The sequence below is a fragment of the Pseudomonas sp. D3 genome (assembly GCF_029320995.1).
In the GTDB taxonomy this organism is placed as follows: domain Bacteria; phylum Pseudomonadota; class Gammaproteobacteria; order Pseudomonadales; family Pseudomonadaceae; genus Aquipseudomonas; species Aquipseudomonas paraveronii.
The window spans coordinates 644,838-667,301 of record NZ_CP119772.1; the positions used below are offsets into that span (position 1 = coordinate 644,838).

Annotated in this window: 19 protein-coding genes and 2 pseudogenes; 12 read left to right on the forward strand and 9 right to left on the reverse strand. The window is 61.8% G+C overall.

What is annotated here, in order from left to right:
* Window positions 1-68: 68 nt before the first annotated feature.
* The 7 genes from phaZ to argS form a co-directional block, all read right to left on the reverse strand.
* Window positions 69-914: a poly(3-hydroxyalkanoate) depolymerase gene (gene phaZ / locus P3S72_RS02770; protein ID WP_247399872.1), complete on the reverse strand. Its 846-nt coding sequence runs from the start codon at window positions 912-914 to the stop codon at window positions 69-71.
* A 162-nt stretch (window positions 915-1,076) separates the two neighbouring features.
* Window positions 1,077-2,756 carry a class II poly(R)-hydroxyalkanoic acid synthase gene (phaC, locus tag P3S72_RS02775; RefSeq protein ID WP_276195933.1) on the reverse strand — a complete coding sequence of 560 codons (1,680 nt, stop codon included), beginning with the start codon at window positions 2,754-2,756 and terminating at the stop codon, window positions 1,077-1,079.
* Window positions 2,757-3,005: 249 nt separating this feature from the next.
* Window positions 3,006-3,383, reverse strand: coding sequence for a DUF971 domain-containing protein (locus P3S72_RS02780; RefSeq protein ID WP_276195935.1), 378 nt, complete (start codon window positions 3,381-3,383; stop codon window positions 3,006-3,008).
* Between the two features lie 87 nt (window positions 3,384-3,470).
* Window positions 3,471-4,808 carry an ATP-dependent protease ATPase subunit HslU gene (gene hslU / locus P3S72_RS02785; RefSeq protein ID WP_276195936.1) on the reverse strand — a complete coding sequence of 446 codons (1,338 nt, stop codon included), beginning with the start codon at window positions 4,806-4,808 and terminating at the stop codon, window positions 3,471-3,473.
* A 37-nt stretch (window positions 4,809-4,845) separates the two neighbouring features.
* Window positions 4,846-5,376, reverse strand: coding sequence for an ATP-dependent protease subunit HslV (hslV, locus tag P3S72_RS02790; protein ID WP_247399883.1), 531 nt, complete (start codon window positions 5,374-5,376; stop codon window positions 4,846-4,848).
* 271 nt (window positions 5,377-5,647) lie between these two features.
* On the reverse strand, window positions 5,648-6,349 hold the full coding sequence (locus tag P3S72_RS02795; RefSeq protein ID WP_276195938.1) for an SPOR domain-containing protein: 702 nt from the start codon (window positions 6,347-6,349) through the stop codon (window positions 5,648-5,650).
* A gap of 1 nt (window position 6,350) precedes the next feature.
* Window positions 6,351-8,087, reverse strand: coding sequence for an arginine--tRNA ligase (gene argS / locus P3S72_RS02800; RefSeq protein ID WP_276195939.1), 1,737 nt, complete (start codon window positions 8,085-8,087; stop codon window positions 6,351-6,353).
* Here argS and P3S72_RS02805 point away from each other — a divergent pair.
* On the forward strand, window positions 8,058-8,288 hold the full coding sequence (locus P3S72_RS02805) for a hypothetical protein (protein WP_276195940.1): 231 nt from the start codon (window positions 8,058-8,060) through the stop codon (window positions 8,286-8,288). The genes argS and P3S72_RS02805 overlap by 30 nt on opposite strands.
* A gap of 3 nt (window positions 8,289-8,291) precedes the next feature.
* Here P3S72_RS02805 and P3S72_RS02810 read toward each other — a convergent pair whose 3' ends face one another.
* On the reverse strand, window positions 8,292-10,511 hold the full coding sequence (locus tag P3S72_RS02810; protein WP_276195941.1) for a primosomal protein N': 2,220 nt from the start codon (window positions 10,509-10,511) through the stop codon (window positions 8,292-8,294).
* A gap of 225 nt (window positions 10,512-10,736) precedes the next feature.
* Here P3S72_RS02810 and rpmE point away from each other — a divergent pair, with 225 nt between their 5' ends.
* The 3 genes and pseudogenes from rpmE to P3S72_RS02825 all read left to right on the forward strand — a co-directional run bounded on the left by rpmE (window position 10,737) and on the right by P3S72_RS02825 (window position 12,558).
* A complete protein-coding gene (gene rpmE, locus P3S72_RS02815; protein ID WP_247406541.1) occupies window positions 10,737-10,970 on the forward strand; it encodes a 50S ribosomal protein L31 in 234 nt (77 codons plus the stop codon).
* Between the two features lie 14 nt (window positions 10,971-10,984).
* Window positions 10,985-11,074 (forward strand): annotated as a pseudogene (locus P3S72_RS02820) (thermonuclease family protein); the annotation flags it as partial.
* A 215-nt stretch (window positions 11,075-11,289) separates the two neighbouring features.
* Window positions 11,290-12,558, forward strand: a complete 1,269-nt coding sequence (locus tag P3S72_RS02825; protein WP_247406539.1) for a malic enzyme-like NAD(P)-binding protein — start codon at window positions 11,290-11,292, stop codon at window positions 12,556-12,558.
* Between the two features lie 200 nt (window positions 12,559-12,758).
* Here P3S72_RS02825 and P3S72_RS02830 read toward each other — a convergent pair whose 3' ends face one another.
* Window positions 12,759-15,224, reverse strand: coding sequence for a penicillin-binding protein 1A (locus tag P3S72_RS02830; RefSeq protein WP_276195942.1), 2,466 nt, complete (start codon window positions 15,222-15,224; stop codon window positions 12,759-12,761).
* 48 nt (window positions 15,225-15,272) lie between these two features.
* Here P3S72_RS02830 and P3S72_RS02835 point away from each other — a divergent pair, with 48 nt between their 5' ends.
* The 8 genes and pseudogenes from P3S72_RS02835 (at window position 15,273) to P3S72_RS02870 (ending at window position 22,332) form a co-directional block, all read left to right on the forward strand.
* Window positions 15,273-15,419: a hypothetical protein gene (locus P3S72_RS02835; protein WP_276195944.1), complete on the forward strand. Its 147-nt coding sequence runs from the start codon at window positions 15,273-15,275 to the stop codon at window positions 15,417-15,419.
* A gap of 23 nt (window positions 15,420-15,442) precedes the next feature.
* Window positions 15,443-16,096, forward strand: a complete 654-nt coding sequence (gene pilM, locus P3S72_RS02840; RefSeq protein ID WP_276195945.1) for a type IV pilus assembly protein PilM — start codon at window positions 15,443-15,445, stop codon at window positions 16,094-16,096.
* The gene (locus tag P3S72_RS02845) at window positions 16,096-16,647 is read left to right on the forward strand and encodes a PilN domain-containing protein (RefSeq protein WP_276195946.1); all 552 of its coding nucleotides are present in this window, start codon (window positions 16,096-16,098) and stop codon (window positions 16,645-16,647) included. Before pilM ends, P3S72_RS02845 begins: the two co-directional genes overlap by 1 nt.
* Window positions 16,644-17,615 (forward strand): pilus assembly protein PilP, encoded by a 972-nt coding sequence (locus tag P3S72_RS02850; protein WP_276195947.1) that lies wholly within the window; start codon window positions 16,644-16,646, stop codon window positions 17,613-17,615. Before P3S72_RS02845 ends, P3S72_RS02850 begins: the two co-directional genes overlap by 4 nt.
* A gap of 141 nt (window positions 17,616-17,756) precedes the next feature.
* Window positions 17,757-19,010 (forward strand): annotated as a pseudogene (locus P3S72_RS02855) (type IV pilus secretin PilQ family protein); the annotation flags it as partial.
* 4 nt (window positions 19,011-19,014) lie between these two features.
* Window positions 19,015-19,533 (forward strand): shikimate kinase AroK, encoded by a 519-nt coding sequence (gene aroK, locus P3S72_RS02860; protein WP_024072964.1) that lies wholly within the window; start codon window positions 19,015-19,017, stop codon window positions 19,531-19,533.
* Between the two features lie 125 nt (window positions 19,534-19,658).
* Complete coding sequence (gene aroB, locus P3S72_RS02865; RefSeq protein WP_276195948.1) at window positions 19,659-20,759, forward strand: 3-dehydroquinate synthase; 1,101 nt, start codon at window positions 19,659-19,661, stop codon at window positions 20,757-20,759.
* 10 nt (window positions 20,760-20,769) lie between these two features.
* Window positions 20,770-22,332: an AAA family ATPase gene (locus tag P3S72_RS02870; protein ID WP_276195949.1), complete on the forward strand. Its 1,563-nt coding sequence runs from the start codon at window positions 20,770-20,772 to the stop codon at window positions 22,330-22,332.
* Window positions 22,333-22,464: the final 132 nt, after the last annotated feature.

Here is a 22,464-nt window from a genome sequence, read left to right on the forward strand (position 1 = left end):
AACCATCAACAGGCACGCCAATTCAGAACCATAGTCGGTTCTCGGCAAGTTGCGCTGCGGTGTGGTCCTTACACCGCCGGACGGGGATGAATCACCGCGCGCAGGCGCTCCTCCTCGAGAAATTTCATGATGATCGGCGCCACGGCTTCGGCGCGGGTGATCAGGAACAGGTGGCCATCATCGATGATGTGCAACTGTGCGTTGGGAATACGCCAGGCGAGCATGCGCATGTTGATCAGCGGGATCAGCGGGTCGTCGTCCCCGGCCAGCACCAGGGTCGGCTGACGGATCTTGTGCAGCCAGTGGATGCTGGTCCAGCCCAGCCCTGCGAACAGTTGCCAGTAGTAGCCCAGCTTGCCGGCCGAGCGCACTTTGCTCGCGTGTTCGGCGGCCAGTTTCGAATCGCGACGGAACGAGCCGCCATAAATCATCGGCGCAATGCGCACCACGTGGGACGGCTGGATATAGCGCCGCGGGCTCGCCATCAGCCACAGCACTTTCGGCTTGCCTGGCACCATCACCGCACCGGCGGCGGTCGCGGCGAGAATCAGCTTCTTGCAGCGCTCCGGGTAGTCGTAGGCAAACTGCTGCGCCAACGCGCCGCCCCAGGACACGCCCACCACATTCACCTGGCCGTAGTCCAGGTAATCGAGCATGCGCGCGGTGAGTTTGGCCAGGCCGGGAAAGCGATACGGCCGCTTGGGCGTGGAGGAACCGCCGACGCCCGGTACATCGAAGGCGATCACTTCCAGGTCCGGGTCCAGCGCCTGGACGAACGGAAACACCAGCTCGAGGTTGGCGCCGATGCCGTTGAAGATCAGCAGCGGCGTCAAGTGCGGCTTGCCCGGGCGTACCGCCGTGCGGATGGTTTGGCCATCCAGGTCGATGGTGCGGAAGATGAACGGTTGCGGCATGCTCAAGCCCTGTGAAGTATTCCAGCTAGAATGCACTCCAAATGTGGGAGGGGGCTTGCTCCCGATAGCATCACTGCGGTGTAACAGATACACCGCGCCGCCTGCATCGGGGGCAAGCCCCCTCCCACATTTGATCCCATTTCAATGCAAAAAAAGTGTGCTCTAGCGTTCATGCACATAGGTACCCGGTGCGGCTTCGGCTGCGGCGTAGGTTTTATTGCCTAATGTCGTCGGTGCCTTCTTCAACTTGCCCGCCCGTTCTGCCTGCCACACCTGCCAATGCAACCACCAGGAATCCGTGTGCTTGGTGGCATTTTCCTGCCACTCCAGCGGTTTTCCCGCCAGGCTGTCGCTGGTCTGGTAGCGCGCCTTGGGGTTGCCCGGCGGGTTGAGAATGCTCTGGATATGCCCGCTGCTGGACAGCACAAATTCCACCTTGCCGCCAAACAGTTGCGCCGACTTGTAGCAGGACTGCCACGGCGTGATGTGGTCGTTGGTGCCAGCCAATGAGTAGATATCGGCTGTGACCTGCTTGAGGTCGATCGGCGTGCCGCACACCTCCAGGGCATTGGCGCGCACCAGCGGGTTGTTCTTGAACAGCTCGATCAGGTCGCCGTGGAATGCCGCCGGCAAGCGCGTGGTGTCGTTGTTCCAGAACAGGATGTCGAACACCGGCGGCTCGTTGCCCAGCAGGTAGTTGTTGACCCAGTAATTCCAGATCAGGTCGTTGGGGCGCATCCAGGCAAACACCTTGGCCATGTCGCGGCCTTCCAGTACGCCGGCCTGGTAGGAATGGCGCTTGGCCGCTTCCAGTGTCTGTTCATCCACAAACAGCGCCACCTGCGTGTCCAGCGTGGTGTCGAGCACGCTCACCAGCAGGGTCAGGGCGTTGACCTTCTTCTCCCCCAGCGCCGCGTAGTGGCCGAGCAGGGCGGTGCAGGTGATACCGCCGGAGCAGGCGCCGAGCATGTTGATGTCTTTGCTGCCGGTAATCGCGGTGACCACATCGACCGCTTCCTTGAGCGCCTCGATATACGTCGACAGGCCCCATTCGCGCTGGGCCTTGGTCGGATTACGCCAACTGACGATAAACGTCTGCTGGCCGTTGCGCAGGCAGAAACGTGCCAGGCTCTTATCCGGGCTCAGGTCGAAGACATAGAATTTGTTGATCTGCGGCGGCACCACCAGCAGCGGGCGTTCGTGGACCTGTTCGGTGATTGGCTTGTACTGGATCAGCTCCAGCACGTCATTGCGAAACACCACCGCGCCTTCGGTGGTGCCCAGGGACTTGCCCACTTCAAAGGCGCCCATGTTGACCTGGCTCGGCATGCCGCCGTTATGCACCATGTCCTTGGCCAGGTGGGACAGGCCGTCCAGCAGGCTTTTGCCGCCGGTTTCAAAGAAGCGCTTGACCGCCGCCGGGTTGGCCGCCGTATTGGAGGGGGCCATGGCTTCGGTCATCAGGTTGATCACGAAGTGACCGCGGCTGATGTCCTGCTCCGACAGGTTGCTGTCGCCGATCCAGTCGTGCAGTTCCTTGCGCCACGCCAGGTAGGTTTGCAGGTAACGTTTGTAGAGTGGGTTCTGGCTCCAGGCCGGGTCTTGAAAGCGACGGTCATCGCTTTCGGGCGCTAGCACGGACTTGCCGAACATCACATTTTTCAATTCGACGCCAAAGTGGGCGACATGCTTGACGCTGTGCAACGGTTGTCTGATGGCTTGGCTCAGCACCATCTTCGCCGAGGCCAATAAGTCCTTTTTACGTAACGCGATGATCGGGTTCAGCCCCAAGGTGTTTTCCGAGGCCTGGCGTTTCAAGTCATCGTTATTCTTGTTACTCATCTACGACGCTCCATTGTCCGAAAGACGAGTACCGGGTACCGCTGCGCACCACGTTTCGATACACAACACAAGCCAGGTACTGCGACTCGGGTGACCGTTGATACCGCATCGTCAAATGCAGGGAACTTGCCAGTTCCATTGGTTACCCGAGTTTATTTTTTTTCGCAAGTGGGCCAATCATTGGCCACAGGAGTGGGCATTCAAGCAGATGGAATTAGAAAATGCCCTCTAAAGAGCAAGAAGCCTGGGCTAGAGCATCAGCCGCACGACCGACTGATCCGGGTCGCGGGTTTTACCGGCCGCTTTGAGTTCGGCGAGGTAATCGATCCACAGCGCGTCCTGACGCACGGCCAATTGATAGAGGTAGTCCCAGGTGAACAATCCACTGTCGTGCCCGTCGTCGAAGATCAATTTCAGTGCGTACTGACCGGCCGGTTCGATCTTGCTCAAGCGCACGTTGAGCTTGCCGAATTGCAGGATCGGTTTGCCGTGGCCCTGGACTTCGGCGGAAGGCGAATGTACCCGGAGGAATTCGGCGGGCAACTGGTAGACCTCTTCGGCGCCGTAGGTGAGGCCGAGGGTGTTTGAGGTTTTGTGCAGGTTTACAGCAGTAGGAAATTTCGACATTGATGAGGGTCCTGAATAAACCGGCTTCAAAATGTGGGAGGGGGCAAGCCCCCTCCTACATTGAAGCAAAGCAGTGCTGTGTGAGGTTTACAGGATATAGCGAGACAGATCTTCGTTCTGCGCCAATTCGCCCAGGTGGCTGTTGACGTAGTCGGCGTCGATCTGGATCGCTTCGCCATTCTGCGCACCGGCCAGGTCGCCGGCGCTGAAGGACACTTCCTCGAGCAGGCGTTCGAGCAAGGTGTGCAGGCGACGGGCACCGATGTTCTCGGTCTTCTCGTTGACCTGCCAGGCGATTTCCGCCAGGCGCTTGATGCCGTCCGGCAGGAACTCGATGGCGAGGCCTTCGGTTTTCAGCAGCTCACGGTATTGCTCGGTGAGCGAGGCGTGCGGCTCGCTGAGGATGCGTTCGAAGTCGCCCGGGGTCAGCGCCTTGAGCTCCACGCGAATCGGCAGGCGGCCTTGCAGTTCCGGCACCAGGTCGCTTGGTTTGCTCAGGTGGAACGCACCGGACGCGATAAACAGGATGTGGTCGGTCTTGACCATGCCCAGCTTGGTGTTGACGGTGCAGCCTTCGATCAGCGGCAGCAGGTCGCGCTGTACGCCCTCGCGGGACACGTCGACGCCGCCGGAGTTACCGCGCTTGGCCACTTTGTCGATCTCATCGATAAACACGATGCCGTGCTGCTCGACCGCTTCCAGGGCCTTGGCCTTGAGTTCTTCCTCATTGACCAGGCGCCCGGCTTCTTCGTCGCGCACCAGCTTCAGCGCGTCCTTCACCTTGAGCTTGCGGCTTTTTTTCTTGCCCTTGCCCATGTTGGCGAACAGGTTCTGCAACTGGCTGGTCATTTCTTCCATGCCAGGCGGCGCGGAGATGTCGACGCCGGACATTTCGGCGACTTCGATCTCGATTTCCTTGTCGTCCAACTGGCCTTCACGCAGGCGCTTGCGGAACAGCTGACGGGTGTTGGAATCCGAGGCGGGTGCGGCGTCTTCGTTGAAGCCCATGCGGGCCGGTGGCAGCAGGGCGTCGAGGATGCGTTCTTCGGCGGCGTCTTCGGCGCGGTGGCTGACCTTGGTCATTTCCTGTTCGCGCAGCAGTTTCAGAGCGGCGTCGGCCAGGTCACGAATGATCGATTCAACGTCGCGGCCCACGTAGCCGACTTCGGTGAACTTGGTCGCTTCGACCTTGATGAACGGGGCATTGGCCAGCTTAGCCAGGCGCCGGGCGATCTCGGTTTTACCGACGCCGGTCGGGCCGATCATCAGGATGTTCTTCGGCGTTACTTCAACGCGCAGTTCTTCCGGCAGTTGCATCCGGCGCCAGCGGTTACGCAGCGCGATGGCAACGGCGCGCTTGGCATCGTCCTGGCCGATGATATGGCGATTGAGTTCATGGACGATTTCGCGGGGAGTCATGGACATAGTGTTTGCGGTCCTCAAGCGGGAATAAGCCTACGGCTTACTCGGCGAGGTCCTGCTCCTCAATGGTGAAGTTGTGGTTGGTGAACACGCAGATATCGCCGGCGATACCGAGTGCGGTCTCGACGATTTCGCGGGCCGACAGGTCGGTTTTCTTCAACAGTGCGCTGGCTGCCGCTTGGGCGAAGCCACCGCCGGAACCCATGGCGATCAGCCCGTGTTCAGGCTCAACCACATCGCCGTTACCGGTGATGATCAGGGACGCGTCTTTGTTGGCGACGGCCAGCATGGCTTCGAGGCGGCTGAGGGAGCGGTCGGTGCGCCATTCTTTGGCGAGTTCGACGGCGGCGCGAACCAAATGACCCTGGTGTTTTTCCAGTTGGCCTTCGAAACGCTCGAACAGGGTGAAGGCGTCGGCGGTAGCGCCGGCAAAGCCCGCGAGCACCTGGCCGTGGTACAGGAGGCGCACTTTCTTTGCGTTGCCTTTCATCACGGTATTGCCAAGAGAAACCTGGCCGTCGCCGCCCATGACGACTTTGCCGTGGCGACGTACTGAAACGATGGTGGTCAAGAGGAGAGTCTCCACGCAGCGGGGCGAAAATGCCCTGGTGGGAACTGATATGGGGGTAGCGGGGATGATTTCAACCTTGGGAGGTTGGTACGGACGAATGGTGTCTATTGGTCTGACACACTTTCGAGAACCGCCTAAAACCAATGTGGGAGGGGCGGTGCGACGATTCGACTTGCCCCCGATCGCGGTGTATCAGTCGCCGAAAATATTGACTGATCTACCGCTATCGGGGGCAAGCCCCTCCCACATTTTGATCCGTATTGGCTTTAGATCAGCGGCTCTGGCGCTGTTGTAACAACAGGTTGCTAAAGCCCGCGCCGGCCAATTGTTTCTGCGCCACGGTCAGTTGTTCACGGTTGCTGAATGGCCCCACCAACACGCGATACCACGTCGCGTCCTTCACGGTGCCGGATTCCACCGTGACCGCCTGGCCCAGCAGGATGATCTGCGCCCGCACGCGATCGGCGTCCGCCTGTTTCGGGAACGAGCCCGCCTGCAGGAAGAACTTGGTCACCGGCGCCGCCTTGGTGGTCGCAACCGGCGGCGGTGGCGGCGGGGTGATCCCGGCCAGCGCGGCCTGGGCCCGTGCCGTGTCGATTTTGGCCGCTTCCGCCGGGGTGACCGGCGTGGTCGGTACTTGCGGCGTCGGCAGGGTTTTCTCCGGCACGGCGTCGGGCGGCACGATCACTTCCGATTCCGGCAGCAGCGTGTAGAAGTCGTACTTCGGCTTCACCGGCGCGGTCGGGCTTGGGGCGGTCTTGTTGGCTTCGGCCATTTTCGTGGCTTTTTGCTGCTCCTGTTTGACCCGTTTGACGTCATCGCCCTGGCCTGGGTCCAGCTTCATCAGAAATACGATGAACGCGCCGACCGTGAGGCCGATGGCCATCCACAGCCAGCCCGGAATAGGCTTCTTCGCCGGTGCCTGGTAGCGGCTGGCGCCACGCTTGGGTGCAGGTTTTTTCTTGGCAGCCAACTTACATACGCTCCAGAGTTTCCAGGCCCAACAGTTCCAGGCCTTGCTTGAGGGTCCGTCCAGCCAGTGCGGCGAGGCGCAGGCGACTTTGCTTGTGGGCTTCGTCGTCGGCGGTGAGGATCGGGCAGTTCTCGTAGAAGCTGGAGAACAGCCCGGCGACTTCGTACAGGTACGTGCAGAGGATATGCGGCGTGCCTTTCTCGCCGACGCTGTTCAGCACTTCAGCGAATTGCGCCAGTTTGGCGCCCAGTTCCTGTTCCTGGGGCGCTTCCAGCACGATCTGCCCCTGCACTTCGCTGAAGTCCTTGCCCAGCTTGCGGAACACCCCGGCCACGCGGGTATAGGCGTACAGCAGATACGGCGCGGTGTTGCCTTCGAAGTTGAGCATCAGCTCGAAGTTGAAGCTGTAGTCGCTGGTGCGGTGCTTGGACAGGTCGGCGTATTTCACCGCGCCAATGCCCACCACGCGAGCGATGTTGCGCAGGTCGGCGTCCGCCAGCTCCGGGTTCTTTTCCTTCACCAGGTTGTAGGCACGTTCCTGAGCTTCGTTCAGCAGGTCGATCAGCTTCACGGTGCCGCCGTCACGGGTCTTGAACGGGCGGCCGTCGGCGCCGTTCATGGTGCCGAACCCCATGTGTTCCATGTGCATCGGGTGCGTGACGAAACCGGCGCGGCGCGCTACTTCGAACACCTGCTGGAAGTGCAGGGCCTGGCGCTGGTCGACGAAATACAACGCACGGTCGGCCTTGAGCACGCCGCTGCGGTAGCGCACGGCGGCCAGGTCGGTGGTGGCGTAGAGGTAGCCACCATCGGCCTTGACGATGATCACCGGCAGCGGCTCGCCCTCGGCGGTCTTGAATTCTTCGAGGAACACGCACTGCGCGCCGTTACTTTCCACCAGCAGGCCTTTGGCCTTGAGGTCGTTGACCACGTTGATCAGGTCGTCGTTGTAGGCGCTTTCGCCCATGACGTCGGCCATGGTCAGCTTGACGTTGAGCAGTTCGTAGATTTTCTGGCAGTGGGCCAGAGAGATTTCGCGGAAACGCGACCACAGCGCCAGGCATTCCTTGTCGCCGGCTTGCAGCTTGACCACCAGGCCACGGGCGCGGTCGGCGAAGGCTTCGGATTCGTCGAAGCGCTTCTTCGCGGCGCGGTAGAAGTTTTCCAGGTCCGACAGCTCGTTGCTGGTGATCGGGTTTTCCTGCAGGTAGGCCATCAGCATGCCGAACTGGGTGCCCCAGTCGCCCACGTGGTTCTGACGGATCACGGTGTCGCCGAGAAACTCCAGCACCCGTGCCACGCCGTCGCCGATGATGGTCGAGCGCAGGTGGCCGACGTGCATCTCTTTGGCCAGGTTGGGCGCCGACAGGTCGATGGCCACGCGCTCTGCGGGGCCGGCCTTGCGCACGCCGATTTTGGCGTCGGCCAGGGCGGCATCGAGGCGTGAAGCCAGGGCCTCGGTGTTCTGGAAGATATTGATAAAGCCCGGGCCGGCGATTTCGGCCTTGCTCACCTGCGGATCGGCCGGCAGCGCGGCGATGATTTTCTCCGCCAGGTCGCGCGGCTTCATGCCGGCCGGCTTGGCCAGCATCATCGCGATGTTGCTGGCGAAGTCACCGTGGGTCTTGTCGCGGGTGTTTTCCACCTGGATCGCCGGCGTCAGGCCTTCAGGCAACACACCTTCGTTGACGAGTTGGGTGAGGGCTTGTTGGATCAGCTGGCGAATGGTGTCTTTCATGGTGTTCTCTTTCGACCGCAAGCGGTGGCGCGCGATGCGCAGGTGGAAAAACTGGGCATTATCCGTGGCGAGGGCAGGCTTGCCAACCGTTCAGACCAGATGGCGGACCTGCGGGCCTCATCGCGGGTAAGCCCGCTGCCACATTTAAGCGTGTTCACATTTCAAAATGCGGGGCCTGGCGTGCCGGTGATGGCGATTTAACTATCAATACAAATCGACCGGGTCCACATCCATCGACCATCGCACCTGGCGTCCGCTGGGCATTTGCTCCAGCGCAAGTAACCAGCTACTTAATAGCCGATGCAGCGGCGCGCGTGACGTCGCCTGCAAGAGTAGCTGAGCGCGATACCGTCCGGCTCGGCGCTCCATGGGCGCGGGCACCGGGCCGAGCAATTCGATGCCGCTCAGGCCCAGTTCGCCGAGCAGACGTTCGGCGGCGCTGCAGGCTTCATCGAGAAACCCCTCCGCCTGGCCCGGCTTGTGCGCCTCGGCACGCAGCAGCGCGAGGTGAGCAAAGGGCGGCAGGCCGGCGGCGCGGCGTTCGCTCAAGGCCTGCTCGGCAAACGCGAAATAACCTTGTTCGGTCAGTTGAATCAGCAGCGGATGGTCAGCCAGGTGGGTCTGGATGATCACCTTGCCCGGCTCCTCGGCACGCCCGGCACGCCCGGCCACTTGCACGATCAACTGCGCCATGCGCTCGCTGGCGCGGAAGTCCCCGGAGAACAAGCCGCCGTCGGCATCCAGGATCGACACCAGGGTCACCCGGGGGAAGTGATGCCCCTTGGCAAGCATCTGCGTGCCCACCAGGATGCACGGTTGGCCCTTCTGGATGGTGGCGAACAGCTGGTTCATCGCGTCTTTGCGCGAGGTGCTGTCGCGATCGACCCGCAGCACCGGGTAGTCCGGGAACAGAATGCCCAGGCGTTCTTCGGCGCGTTCGGTGCCCGCGCCAACCGGTCGCAGGTCGACTTTGCCGCATTGCGGGCAATGACGCGGCACGCGTTCCACATGGCCGCAGTGATGGCAGCGCAACTCGCCATGGCGCTGGTGGACGGTCATGCGCGCATCGCAGCGTTCGCATTCGGACATCCAGCCGCAGTCATGGCACAACAAGGTCGGCGCGAAGCCGCGACGATTGAGAAACACCAGGACTTGCTGGCCAGCGGCGAGGGTCTGGCCGATGGCTTGTTGCATCGGCCCGGAAATGCCGCTGTCCAGTGGCCGGCTTTTTACATCCAGGCGTAGGAAGCGCGGTTGCTTGGCGCCGCCTGCGCGCTCATTCAGCCGTAGCAGGCCATAACGGCCGGTGTAGGCGTTATGCAGGCTTTCCAGGGAAGGGGTGGCCGAACCCAGTACGATCGGGATGTCTTCCTGGCGCGCACGCACCAGGGCCAGGTCGCGGGCGTGGTAGCGCAGGCCTTCCTGCTGCTTATACGAACCGTCGTGTTCTTCGTCGATGATGATCAGCCCGGGGTTTTTCATCGGGGTGAACAGCGCCGAGCGGGTGCCGATAATAATGTCGGCCTCGCCGTCCCGCGCCGCCAGCCACGACTCCAGGCGTTCACGGTCGTTGACCGCCGAATGCACCAGGGCGATGCGTGCGTTGAAGCGCTGTTCGAAACGCGCCAGGGTTTGCGGGCCGAGGTTGATCTCGGGGATCAGCACCAGCGCCTGTTTGCCCGCCTGTAGGGTTTCGCGGATCAACTGCAGATAGACTTCGGTCTTGCCGCTGCCGGTCACGCCGGCCAGCAGGAACGCGTGAAAGCTGTCAAACCCTGCGCGAATGGCTTCATAGGCCGCACGCTGTTCGGGGTTCAGCGGCAATTCCGGTTGGGCCAGCCAGTGTTCATGGCGCGGGTCCGGGGCGTGCTTGCGGATCTCGACTTGCACCAGGCCTTTGGCGAGCAGCAGGTCGAGGCTGTCTTTGCTCAGCATCAGCTTGCTCAAGAGCTGATGGGCCACGCCATGGGGGTGCTGGGCCAGCGTCGCGAGGGCTTCACGCTGGCGCGGAGCGCGGGCGATGCGCGGGTCGTCGAGGCGTGCGCCGGGCACCGTCGACCAGAAGCGCTCCTGGCGTGCTTCAGCCAACTCGCCCTGGCGCAGCAGCACCGGCAGCGCCCAGCTCAAGGTGTCGCCCAGGCTGTGCTGGTAATACTGGGCAGTCCACAGGCACAGCTTGAACAGCGCGGGTGGCAGCGGCGGGGTGGCGTCGAGGATGGCCACGGCCGGCTTGAGCTTTTCTGCCGGGACTTCGCTGTGATCGGCCACTTCTACCAGGATGCCGATCATTTCCCTGCGCCCAAAGGGCACCCGTACCCGCATGCCTGGCTGCAACTGCGCCCGCAGCACGCCAGCCGGGGCCCTGTAGTCGAACAGGCGGCGCAGGGGCGAGGGCAGGGCTAGGCGCAAAATGGCGTCGGGCACGCGAGGGGTTCTCTATAAGGAGGGTGATGACGAAGGGCGGGAGCCTAGCAGACGAGGGATGCGTTGGGTATGCCGCGGTTTTCGGATGAAAGGGGCGTTGGTGTACTGAATCGATGCAGAGCGGCGCTTGCGCGTTTAAAAAGGTCTGGTAGAATTCGCGGCCTAATTACGTGCGGTATTCGACAATGGTGTCGAGTGGCGGCACGCTAGCCTGAGGAAGTCACCATGAAAGCCGGTATCCATCCAGCGTACGAAACCATCGAAGTCACCTGCAGCTGCGGCAACAAGTTCGAAACCCGTTCGAACCTGTGCAAGCCACTGGGCACTGACGTATGCAACGAGTGCCACCCGTTCTACACCGGTAAGCAGAAAACTCTGGACACTGGCGGCCGCGTACAGCGCTTCGCAGATCGCTTTGGTGCTTTCGGCAAGAAGCCTGCTGCTACTCCGGCAGAGTAAGGCTCAAAAGCCCTATGGGCTTTTGCCAGCTGTTGAAAAAGGCGCCCCTTGTGGGCGCCTTTTTTGTGCCCGCGATTTGGCTGTCGGCGGCCCGGCAGGAACTCCAGCGCAATTGCGCTTGTTGAAATCGATATCGGAAGAAAAATTGTAGACATTTTTTAAGTGGATTGTGAGCAGTCCGCTCCTTGTATCCCGCAGCTCTTGGCCAAAAGTCGTAGTGCATAGCCCTTGACACCAGTGACTGTCCAGTCTTGTAGGGGCTTTACGACACGAGTATCCTCGGCGGTCCGTCGACCAACAGTAAAAGCGGAATGCCGATATGTCTGATTTGAAAACTGCCGCTCTCGAATATCATGCCCTTCCTCGTCCAGGAAAGCTGAGTGTAGAGCTCACCAAAGCCACTGCCACCGCCCGCGACCTGTCGCTGGCCTACAGCCCTGGTGTTGCCGAGCCTGTACGTGAAATCGCCCGTGACCCTGAATTGGCGTACAAATACACCGGCAAAGGCAACCTGGTTGCAGTGATTTCCGATGGCACCGCGATTCTCGGCCTGGGTAACCTCGGCCCATTGGCCTCCAAGCCAGTCATGGAAGGTAAGGGCGTTCTGTTCAAGCGCTTTGCCGGCATCGACGTGTTCGACATCGAAGTCGATTCCGAGAGTCCGCAGGCTTTCATCGACACCGTCAAGCGCATTTCCATCACCTTCGGTGGCATCAACCTGGAAGACATCAAGGCACCTGAGTGCTTCGAGATCGAAAAGGCCCTGATCGAGCAGTGCGACATTCCGGTATTCCACGATGACCAGCACGGCACCGCGATCGTTACTGCGGCCGGCATGATCAACGCCCTGGAAATCGCTGGCAAAACCCTGGCTGACGCCAAGATCGTCTGCCTGGGCGCCGGTGCTGCGGCCATTTCGTGCATGAAGCTGATCGTCAGCATGGGCGCCAAGCTGGAAAACATCTACATGGTCGACAGCAAGGGCGTGATCCAGTCCGAGCGTACCGACCTGAACCAGTACAAGGCGATGTTTGCGCATCCGTCCTCCAAGCGCACCCTGGCTGAAGCCCTCGACGGTGCCGACGTGTTCGTCGGCCTGTCCGGTCCGAACCTGCTGAGCGCTGAAGGCCTGAAGGCCATGGCGGCCAACCCGATCGTGTTCGCCTGCTCCAACCCGGACCCAGAGATCGCGCCGGAACTGGCACACGCCACCCGCGACGACGTGATCATGGCCACCGGCCGTTCGGACTACCCGAACCAGGTCAACAACGTACTGGGCTTCCCGTTCATCTTCCGTGGTGCCCTGGACGTTCGCGCCAAGCGCATCAACGAAGAAATGAAAGTGGCTGCCGCCAACGCCCTGCGTGAACTGGCCAAGCTGCCGGTGCCTCAGGATGTGTGCGATGCCTACGGTGGCGCCAAGCTGGAATTCGGTCGTGAGTACATCATTCCGAAACCAATGGACAAGCGCCTGATCACCCTGATCTCCGACGCCGTGGCCAAAGCCGCGATTGAGACCGGTGTGGCCACCCTGCCGTATCCGAAAAACTACCCGCTGCAAAGCGTGGATGATGTGTTCAACGGCTAAGCCGTTGTAGCGCACCAACAAAAAGCCCCGGCTCTCGCGAGTCGGGGCTTTTTGCTGTCTGGCTATAAACCCAAGGCCTGCGCAGAACCAAATGTGGGAGGGGGCTAGCCCCCGATAGCGGTGTGTCAGTCACCTGATGAGTTGACTGGTCTACTGCTATCGGGCTCCCACATTGGATCTGTGTCCAAACACAGACTCCGTCAGAACAGATCGATCGGTGCCGCCTCATCCGCCGGCAGCGGGCTGCCCGGTGCCACGCCATTGCCCAGTTCGTTGATCGACGGCGGCGTGTCTTCGCTCTTGAACAGCTCGAAGTACGCATTCGGCGTGCTCGGCGATGCCGCTCGGCCACTGACCGGGTCGATCCGCAGGCTGAGGATGCCTTCCGGTTCTGGCTGGGTATGCAGCGGCTTGTCCTTCAGGGCCGCGCCCATGTAGCTCATCCAGATCGGCAGCGCGACGGTGCCGCCGAACTCGCGGCGGCCGAGGCTTTCCGGCTGGTCGTAGCCGGTCCATACGGTGGTCACGTAGTCGGCGTTGTAGCCGGAGAACCAGGCGTCCTTGGATTCGTTGGTGGTACCGGTTTTGCCCGCGATGTCTGCGCGGCCCAGGGCCAGTGCGCGGCGGCCGGTGCCTTTTTTGATCACGTCTTCCAGGATGCTGTTGAGGATGTAGGTGGTGCGGCCATCCACCACGCGCTCGGCCACCGCCGGTACTTGAGGTTCAGGTGCGGCCGCCGGGTTGGCCACGGGCGTGGCGCCTGGGGTCGGCTCGATGGTGATACCGCCGTTGCTCGGTGCGGCCAGGCCATCGCTGGCTACCACGCCGTTGACCACATCCCCCGGCACCCGTGGCGGGTTGGCGGTGAACAGGGTGTCGCCATTGCGGCTTTCAATCTTGTCGATCAGGTACGGCGTGATCTTGTAACCGCCGTTGGCAAACGTGCTCCAGCCGGTGGCGATTTCCATCGGCGTGAGGGTCGCCGTCCCCAGGGCCAGGGACAGGTTCGGCGGCAGGTCCGACTTGTTGAAGCCAAAGCGCGTGATGTAGTCGATGGTCTTGCTCACGCCCATCGCCTGCAGCAAGCGGATCGACACCAGGTTGCGCGACTTGTACAGCGCCTCGCGGATGCGGATCGGGCCGAGGAAGGTATTGGTGTCGTTCTTCGGGCGCCAGACCTTGTCCAGGTACTCGTCGACAAACACGATCGGGGCATCGTTGACCAGGCTGGCGGCCGTGTAGCCATTGTCCAGGGCGGCACTGTAGACGAACGGCTTGAAGCTCGAGCCCGGCTGGCGCTTGGCCTGGGTGGCACGGTTGTAGTTGCTCTGCTCGAACGCGAAGCCGCCGACCAGGGCGCGGATCGCACCGTTCTGTGGGTCGAGGGAAACCAGCGCGCCTTGGGCGACCGGCACCTGGCTGAATTTCAGGTTGTCGTCTTTCTGGCGTTGCACGCGTATCAAGTCGCCCACCTGCGCCACGTCCGACGGCTGCTTGGGCATCGGGCCCATGCTGTTGGTATTCAGGAATGGGCGCGCCCATTTCATGCTGTCCCACGCCACATGCGCTTCGCCGGTGCGGGTCAGTACCTGCACGCCGTCCTTCTTCACCTGGGTGACGATGGCCGGTTCGAGGCCGCTGATCGTGCGCTGCTTGCCGAGTTCGGTGGTCCAGGCGCTCAGGGTCTTGCCCGGCAGGCGTGATTCGGGGCCGCGGTAGCCGTGGCGCTGGTCGTAGGTGATCAGGCCTTCATGCACCGCGCTGTTGGCGATTTCCTGCAAGTTGCTCGGAACGGTCGTGGTTACGCGAAAGCCTTCGGTGTAAGCCTCGCTGCCATAACGGCCGACCATCTCGGCCCGCGCCATCTCCGCAATATACGGGGCGTTCACTTCCGGGGTCGGTACGTGGTAGCTGGCGTTCAACGGCTCGGCCACCGCGCTTTCATAGGCGCTCTGGTCGATTTTACCCAGCTTGTACATGCGCCCCAGAATCCAGTCGCGCCGCTCTTTGCTGCGCGCCGGGTTGGCCAGCGGGTTGAAGCGCGATGGCGCCTTGGGCAGGCCGGCAATCATGGCCATCTGCGCCAGGCTGGCATCACGAATCGACTTGCCATAGTAGACCTGGGACGCGGCTTCGATGCCGTAGGCGCGGTTGCCCAGGTAGATCTTGTTGACGTACAGCTCAAGGATCTCGTCCTTGGTCAACTGACGTTCGATCTGCAGTGCCAGCAGGATCTCGGTGGCTTTGCGCGAAAAGCTGCGCTCGCTGGTGAGGAAGAAGTTCTTCGCCACCTGCATGGTGATCGTGCTGCCGCCGGATTGAATGTGTCCGCTTTTTACCAATTGCGTGGCGGCCCGCACCAGGCTGCTGGGGTCGACGCCGTAGTGGTTGGCGAAATTATCGTCCTCGGCCGACAGCAGGGCGTTGATGAAATTGGGCGGAATATCCGCGAAACGGATCGGGGTGCGGCGCATTTCGCCGAACTCCGCGATCAGTTTTTCATCGCTGCTGTAGACCCGCAAAGGAATCTGCAACTGGATGCTTCTCAGGGCCTCTACGGAGGGCAAACCCGGACTAAGGTAGAGGTAGGCGCCGCTGAGGACGAGCAGCAGCCCGCAAACCATGGCGACAATGGAGTACCCGAAAAACTTCAGCAGACGAATCAAGGCTTTTGGATTTCCAGAGAAAAGAATGGGTTAGGCGCCGGGGCATGCATGGCAAACGATGAATCGCCCCGAGCTGCAGATAAAAAGCGGGAAAAAACGCTGGGCATTAAAGCATTTTTCAGCTTGGGGCGTCATTCGCGCCTCGCAAACAAGGCGACCGAATGCACGGTGCCCCGCGCCAATCAGGCGGTATGACAGGGAAAGTTTTAGGGAGTTTTATGAGAAAGGGATTTTTCAGGCAAAAAGTCGAGACCGTCCTGGGTGTCGACATTCAGGACACGGGCATCCGGCTGATCGAACTCGGCCGCTCGCCCACTGGCTACACCGTACAACGCTACGCCACGCAGACGCTACCGGCCCAAGCCGTGGTCGATAGCAGCATGCTCGACCTCGACGGCGTCGGGCAGGCGTTGTCCCAGGCGTTAGCCCGGTTGCGCACCTCGGCCCGGCAAGCGGCCGTGGCCGTGTCGGGCCCCTCGGTGATTACGCGGGTGATCGAGTTGGAGGCAGGGCTTAGTGAGGAAGAAATGACCTGGATGATCCAGATGGAGGCCGACCAGTACATCCCGTACCCGCTGGATGAGATGGCCCTGGATTTCCAGGTTCGCGGGCCATCGGCCCAGAACCTGGCGCGGGTTGATGTATTGCTCGCGGCGTGCCATAAGGCCCAGGTAGAGGCTCGGGTCGCGGTTTTGAGCCTGGCTGGGCTGGTGCCGACGGTGGTGGATGTGGAAGCATTTGCATTGGCGCGCGCTTGCAGTCAGGATTTCGCCAGCTTCACGCCGGGCCATCGAGTCGATGGCGCACAATGGGCCGTGGATGCCCACGGGATGGGAATTGCTTGCGGGTTGGCCCTGAGGAGTTTCGCTTGATGACACGAATCAACCTTTTGCCCTGGCGCCAGGCGCTGGCGGAACGGCGGCGCAAATTCTTCCTGGTGCTGCTGCTGGCGTTTGCCTGCGTGGCGCTCGCTGCAGTGTGGCTGGCCGATCAGGTGATCGACCAGGCGATCAATCGACAAGTGACGCGCAATAGCCACTTGGACAACGACGTTGCCGTCCTCGACTCGCGCATCAAGACCATCGATGACCTGCAGGAACAAAGCCAGCAATTGGCGGAGCGCATGAAGGTCGTGCAAGACTTGAACGAAGCCCGCTCGGCCGGTGCCCAGCTCTTGGATCAGTTGGCTCGCGCGGTGCCTGACGGGGTGCATTTGCACGAGGTTGTGGCGAAGGGCGATACGGTCAGCATCCGAGGCAGCGCTGACTCCAGCCAGGACATCGCCCAACTGATGCGCCGCCTGCAAGCGTCCGAAGGCGCCCACGCCACTCGGCTGCAACATGTGCGGATGGAAGATGGCCAGGGCAGCAACGAGTTTCAATTGATGGTGCGCCAGGGAGAGTCCGTCGAGGCCCAGCCGTGAGCCTGCCCAGGCTCGACTTTTCCGCTCTCACCCATAACGCTGCGAACTGGCCCTTGCCCGCCAAGGCCCTGCTCGGCTGCGCGCTCGCCGGCCTGGTGCTGTGGGTGGGCGATGGGATGTACCTGAGCCCATCGCGGGAGCGGCTGGAGGGGATCGAGGCGCAGGGCGCCGTTTTGCAGCGCCAAGTGGCCGAAAAGGCTGGCCTTGCTGCCAGCCTTGAGGCGCGCAGCCTGCAGTTTCAGGCGATGCAGGCGAGCTTTTCCGGGCTGATGCAGCAGTTGCCTGGCGCGGCCGAGGTGCCCGCTTTGCTCGAAGATATTGCCCGGCTGGGCGCGGCCAATGCGGTGCTCGTCGACGATATCGTGCTGTTGGATGAGCAGCCCCGGCCACTCTATATCGAGCAGCCGTTACGCCTGCGCGTCACCGGGGCTTATCACGACCTGGCGATGTTTGTGAGCGCCTTGGGCGGCTTGCCGCGCATCGTCACGGTGCATGATGTCGCGCTGCGAGTTGATGGGGCGGCATTGCGCCTGGAGTTGCTGGCCAAGACGTATCGCAATCCATCGCCGGGCGCTCAGCCGGGCCAGGCCGCCGAGCCGGGGCCGCGCTTTGTCTATGACGCGCTTGCCTTGCGCAATCCGTTCCAGCCACGCGCCTTGCAGGTCGATCACGTGCCTGGCCGGCCCGCGCTCGCGCCGGACCTCGGCCGCGCCCGTGGGGTCCTGGAAGGTATCGCTGTCGACCAGTTCGAAATGGTCGGCACGCTGTCCCGAGGCATGCAGACCTTCGCCCTGCTACGTGCCGCGACCACCGTCCACAGGCTGGCGGTCGGCGATTACCTTGGGCCGGACCACGGTCGGGTCACGGCCATTGATGAAGGCCATGTCGAATTGGTCGAGTTGTTTCCCGATGAACAGGGCGCATGGCTGGAGCGCCCGCGAACCCTCGTGCTAAACGTCAACTCATAACGGAATCAAACAATGAAAAGGACTTTCTCGTCCTTCGGTGTGGCGCTATGGATAGCGTTCACGGCACCGATGGCTGCTGCTGTGCCCAATCGTGTGGATCTGATCCAACTGCCGCCCCCCGGCAGCGCGGCATCAGGCACCTATACCGGCGACAAGCTGAACCTCAACTTCCAGAACATCGAGCTGCGCGCTGTATTGCAGCAGATTGCCGATGTGGCGGGCCTGAACCTGGTCGCCAGCGACGATGTGCAGGGTTCGATCACCCTGCGGCTCAAGGGCGTGCCTTGGGATCAGGCGCTGGACCTGGTGTTGCAAAGCAAGGGGCTGGACAAGCGGGTAAAGGCCGGCGTGCTGTTGGTGGCGCCCGCCGAAGAGTTGGCCGCGCGCGAACTGCTGACGCTGGAGGCGCGCAAGCAGATGGCCGAACTGGCGCCATTGCGTCGCGAGCTGCTGCAGGTCAATTACGCCAAGGCTGCGGACCTGGCCAAGTTGTTCCAGTCGGTGACGGGCCTTGAAGGCACCACCGATGAGCGTGGGTCGGTGGCGGTGGATGACCGCACCAATAACATCATTGCCTACCAGACCGGCGAGCGCCTGGAAGAGCTGCGACGCATCGTGGCGCAGTTGGACATTCCGGTGCGCCAGGTGATGATCGAAGCGCGGATTGTCGAGGCCAATGTCGACTACGACAAAAGCCTGGGCGTGCGCTGGGGAGGGCAGGTCAATCGCGGTAACTGGGGCGCCGGTGGTGTCCAGCAACCCCCGGCGCCAGGGACGGAGCCTGTGGACAATCCGCCCAGTGCGCCCTTCGTCGACTTGGGCGCGCTCACCGGCACTTCCGGCCTGGGTATCGCGTTTATCACCGACAACCTGCTGCTGGACCTGGAACTGACCGCCATGGAAAAAACCGGCAACGGCGAGATCGTCTCGCAGCCCAAGGTGGTCACGTCCGACAAGGAAACTGCACGCATCCTCAAGGGCACCGAGATTCCCTACCAGGAGTCCAGCTCCAGCGGTGCAACCTCGGTGTCGTTCAAGGAGGCGTCGCTGTCCCTGGAAGTCACCCCGCAAATCACGCCTGACGACCGCGTGATCATGGCGGTGAAAGTCACCAAGGATGAGCCGGATTATCTGAACAAACTCAACGACGTACCGCCGATCAAGAAAAACGAGGTCAACGCCAAGGTGCTGGTCAGGGACGGCGAGACCATCGTCATTGGCGGAGTTTTCTCCAATACCCAAAGCAAAGTGGTAGATAAAGTGCCATTTTTGGGCGATGTGCCGTATCTTGGCCGCCTTTTCCGGCGCGATGTGCTGGCGGAGAAAAAATCCGAGCTGCTGGTATTCCTGACTCCACGTATTATGAATAACCAGGCGATTGCTGTGAGTCATTGATTCTGTGCGAAATTTGATTCTTGTAGGACCGATGGGCGCTGGAAAAAGCACCATCGGCCGTTTGCTGGCCAAAGAGCTGCGCCTGCCATTCAAAGACTCCGATAAGGAAATTGAATTGCGCACGGGCGCCAATATCCCGTGGATCTTCGATAAGGAAGGCGAGCTGGGCTTTCGTGACCGTGAGCAGGCGATGATTGCCGAGCTGTGCGGCTGCGACGGCGTGGTCTTGGCGACCGGCGGCGGTGCCGTGATGCGCGAGGAGAACCGCCGGGCACTGCATGCCGGTGGTCGGGTGGTCTATTTGCATGCGTCGGTCGAGCAGCAGGTAGGGCGCACCGCGCGCGATCGCAATCGCCCACTGCTGCGCACCGCCGACCCGGCGAAAACCCTGCGGGATCTGCTGGCGCTGCGCGATCCGCTGTATCGGGAAATCGCCGATCTGGTGGTGGAAACCGATGAGCGGCCACCTCGGATGGTGGTGCTCGACATTCTTGAGCGCCTGCAACGGCTGCCACCCCGTTAAAGCCAGGCCCGAAATGCGCTATTCTCGGCGGCGCGTTATCACCCTGTGGGGTGTGGCGTAGAGCCATCAGGCGACGTCGGATCGCGACATTGCCGGTCGTTAATACATCTTCAACGCGGGGACACATGCAGACACTTAAGGTTGATCTAGGCGAGCGCAGCTATCCGATCCATATTGGCGAAGGTCTGCTGGACCAACCCGAGTTGCTCGCACCGCATATTGCCGGTCGGCAAGTGGCGATCATCTCCAATGAAACGGTCGCGCCGCTGTATCTTGAGCGTCTGAGCCGTAGCCTGGCGGCGTATTCGGTGATCTCCGTGGTGCTGCCCGACGGCGAAGCCCATAAGAACTGGGAAACCCTGCAACTGATTTTCGATGGCCTGCTGGCCGCACGCCATGATCGGCGCACCACTGTGGTCGCCCTCGGTGGCGGCGTGATTGGTGACATGGCCGGTTTTGCAGCCGCCTGTTACCAGCGCGGCGTGGATTTCATCCAGGTGCCGACCACCCTGCTGTCCCAGGTCGATTCGTCGGTGGGTGGCAAGACCGGCATCAACCATCCGCTGGGCAAAAACATGGTGGGCGCGTTCTATCAGCCCCAGGCCGTGCTGATCGACACCGCGACCCTCAACACCCTGCCACCGCGCGAACTGTCGGCGGGCTTGGCGGAAGTCATCAAGTACGGGCTGATCTGTGACGAACCGTTCCTGACCTGGCTGGAAGAACATGTCGACGCTCTGCGCGCGCTCGACCAGGTGGCGCTGACCGAGGCGATCTCGCGTTCCTGCGCCGCCAAGGCGCTGGTGGTGAATGCCGACGAACGGGAGTCCGGCGTTCGGGCCACCCTGAACCTGGGCCACACCTTCGGCCATGCGATCGAAACGCACATGGGCTATGGTGTGTGGTTGCATGGGGAAGCCGTAGCGGCTGGCACAGTGATGGCATTGGAGATGTCGCAACGCCTGGGCTGGATCAGCGCCCAGGAGCGGGATCGTGGCATCCGCCTGTTCCTGCGCGCAGGATTGCCGGTGATCCCGCCTCAGGAGATGACCGAGGCGGATTTCCTCGAACATATGGCGATAGACAAGAAAGTGATCGACGGTCGACTGCGACTGGTGCTCCTGCGTCGCATAGGCGAAGCGGTAGTGACCGACGATTATCCGAAAGAGATTTTACAGGCCACGCTGGGAGCGGATTACCGCGCCCTGGCCCAGCTTAAAGGTTAATAAGAGCCCGATGACTAGTTTGCATGCCGACGAGGCGTTCCTCGGCCATTACCAGTTAAGCCACGACCCTTTTGCTCCACGGGTACCTGGTTTCAAATTTTTCCCTGCGCAGCGCAAACCGGTGCTCGGGCAATTGCATCATCTCGCGCGCTACAGCCAGCTGTTGCTGGTCGTCACCGGCCCGTTGGGCAGTGGCAAGACCCTGTTGCGCCAGGCGCTGGTCGCCAGCACCAACAAGCAATCGGTCCAAAGCGTGGTGGTGTCGGCCCGTGGCGCCGGTGATGCGGCGGGTGTGCTGCGCCAGGTGGCCCAGGCCCTGAATGTTTCCAGCGCCGAGCCGAATGCGATCCTCAAGCAAGTGGTGCAACTGGGCCTGACCGGCCAAGAAGTCTACCTGCTGGTGGATGACGCCGAGCAGCTTGACGAATCTGCCCTCGAAGCGCTGCTGGCGCTGGCGGCGGGCACGCCCGAAGGTCGCCCCCATGTGTTCCTGTTCGGTGAATCGTCCCTGATCGCCGCTCTGGAGCAGATCAGCGGCGAGCAGGAGCTGTTCCACGTCATCGAATTGCAGCCGTATGAAGAGGAAGAAACCCGCGAATACCTGGCGCAACGTCTCGAAGGCGCCGGGCAGGGCATCGAACTTTTTTCCGCTCAGCAGATCTCTGATATTCACGAAAGCTCCGACGGCTGGCCTGGCACCATCAATCAGGTCGCCCGGGATGCCATGATCGAAGCCATGATTGCCAGCCGCTCTGCGGTTAAGCGTCCAAAGATGGGGTTCACTATGCCTAAGAAGCACGTATTGGCTATTTCCGCCGTTGTCGTGGTCGCTGTCGCCGCTGCCTGGTTGATCCCGGGTCGCAGCAAGGCACCGACCACTGCTGGCGCGCCAACCGAACAGGCGCAGTTGCCACTGGGTAAACCGACGCCAAATGTCGAGTTCGCCAACTCCGGCCAACCGACCAGCCTGCCGATGGTCGGCCAGCCTGTCATGCGTGGCCCGCTCGCCGAAGCGGCCGGCGGTATCTCCGAAGGCGACGACGGCGTGCCGGTGGAAGGCTCCAGCGCCGTACCGCCGACCGTGACCACCACCGCGCCACCTGCGGGCGTCCCCGCCGGTCAACCGGCGGCAAAACCAACGCCTGCGCCTACGGTCGCGACTGCCAAGCCGGCGCCCGTCACCAAACCGGTCGCACCAGCGCCAGCACCTGCCGCCAAGCCAGCACCGGCGCCCGTCACCAAGCCGGTTGAAAAACCCGTGACCGTTGCCAAGGCCGGCGCCACCGGCAGCAGTTGGTACACCGGCCAGCCTAGCGGTAACTTCGTGGTGCAGATCCTCGGCACCAGCTCCGAAGCCAACGCGCAAGCCTTCGTCAAAGAGCAGGGCGGCGAGTACCGTTATTTCAAGAAAGTGCTCAACGGCAAGCCGCTTTACGTGATCACTTACGGCAGCTTCTCAAGCCGTGCTGCCGCCGATACCGCTATCAAAGCCTTGCCAGCGAAGGTTCAGGCTGGTAAACCTTGGCCTCGCACTGTTGCCAGCGTTCAACAAGAACTGGCAGCAACTCGCTGAAGATCCGGCGGCCTTACCCAGGCCGCCCTCCCGGCACCTCAAAAAAACCGCAAGTGCGTGCAGCCTTCAAGGCCGCGCGCGTTGTGGTGTCTGCGTCACAGTGGCTTTTGAGTCGTAGCGGTCAAAATTAAA

What these genes read in the sequence shown, in the direction of transcription:
- phaZ (WP_247399872.1), bottom strand. Translation starts at nt 914, where the DNA reads ATGCCGCAACCGTTCATCTTCCGCACCATCGACCTGGATGGCCAAACC.
- phaC (WP_276195933.1), bottom strand. Translation starts at nt 2,756, where the DNA reads ATGAGTAACAAGAATAACGATGACTTGAAACGCCAGGCCTCGGAAAAC.
- P3S72_RS02780 (WP_276195935.1), bottom strand. Translation starts at nt 3,383, where the DNA reads ATGTCGAAATTTCCTACTGCTGTAAACCTGCACAAAACCTCAAACACC.
- hslU (WP_276195936.1), bottom strand. Translation starts at nt 4,808, where the DNA reads ATGTCCATGACTCCCCGCGAAATCGTCCATGAACTCAATCGCCATATC.
- argS (WP_276195939.1), bottom strand. Translation starts at nt 8,087, where the DNA reads ATGAAAGACACCATTCGCCAGCTGATCCAACAAGCCCTCACCCAACTC.
- rpmE (WP_247406541.1), top strand. Translation starts at nt 10,737, where the DNA reads ATGAAAGCCGGTATCCATCCAGCGTACGAAACCATCGAAGTCACCTGC.
- P3S72_RS02825 (WP_247406539.1), top strand. Translation starts at nt 11,290, where the DNA reads ATGTCTGATTTGAAAACTGCCGCTCTCGAATATCATGCCCTTCCTCGT.
- P3S72_RS02835 (WP_276195944.1), top strand. Translation starts at nt 15,273, where the DNA reads ATGGCAAACGATGAATCGCCCCGAGCTGCAGATAAAAAGCGGGAAAAA.
- pilM (WP_276195945.1), top strand. Translation starts at nt 15,443, where the DNA reads ATGAGAAAGGGATTTTTCAGGCAAAAAGTCGAGACCGTCCTGGGTGTC.
- P3S72_RS02845 (WP_276195946.1), top strand. Translation starts at nt 16,096, where the DNA reads ATGACACGAATCAACCTTTTGCCCTGGCGCCAGGCGCTGGCGGAACGG.
- aroB (WP_276195948.1), top strand. Translation starts at nt 19,659, where the DNA reads ATGCAGACACTTAAGGTTGATCTAGGCGAGCGCAGCTATCCGATCCAT.
- P3S72_RS02870 (WP_276195949.1), top strand. Translation starts at nt 20,770, where the DNA reads ATGACTAGTTTGCATGCCGACGAGGCGTTCCTCGGCCATTACCAGTTA.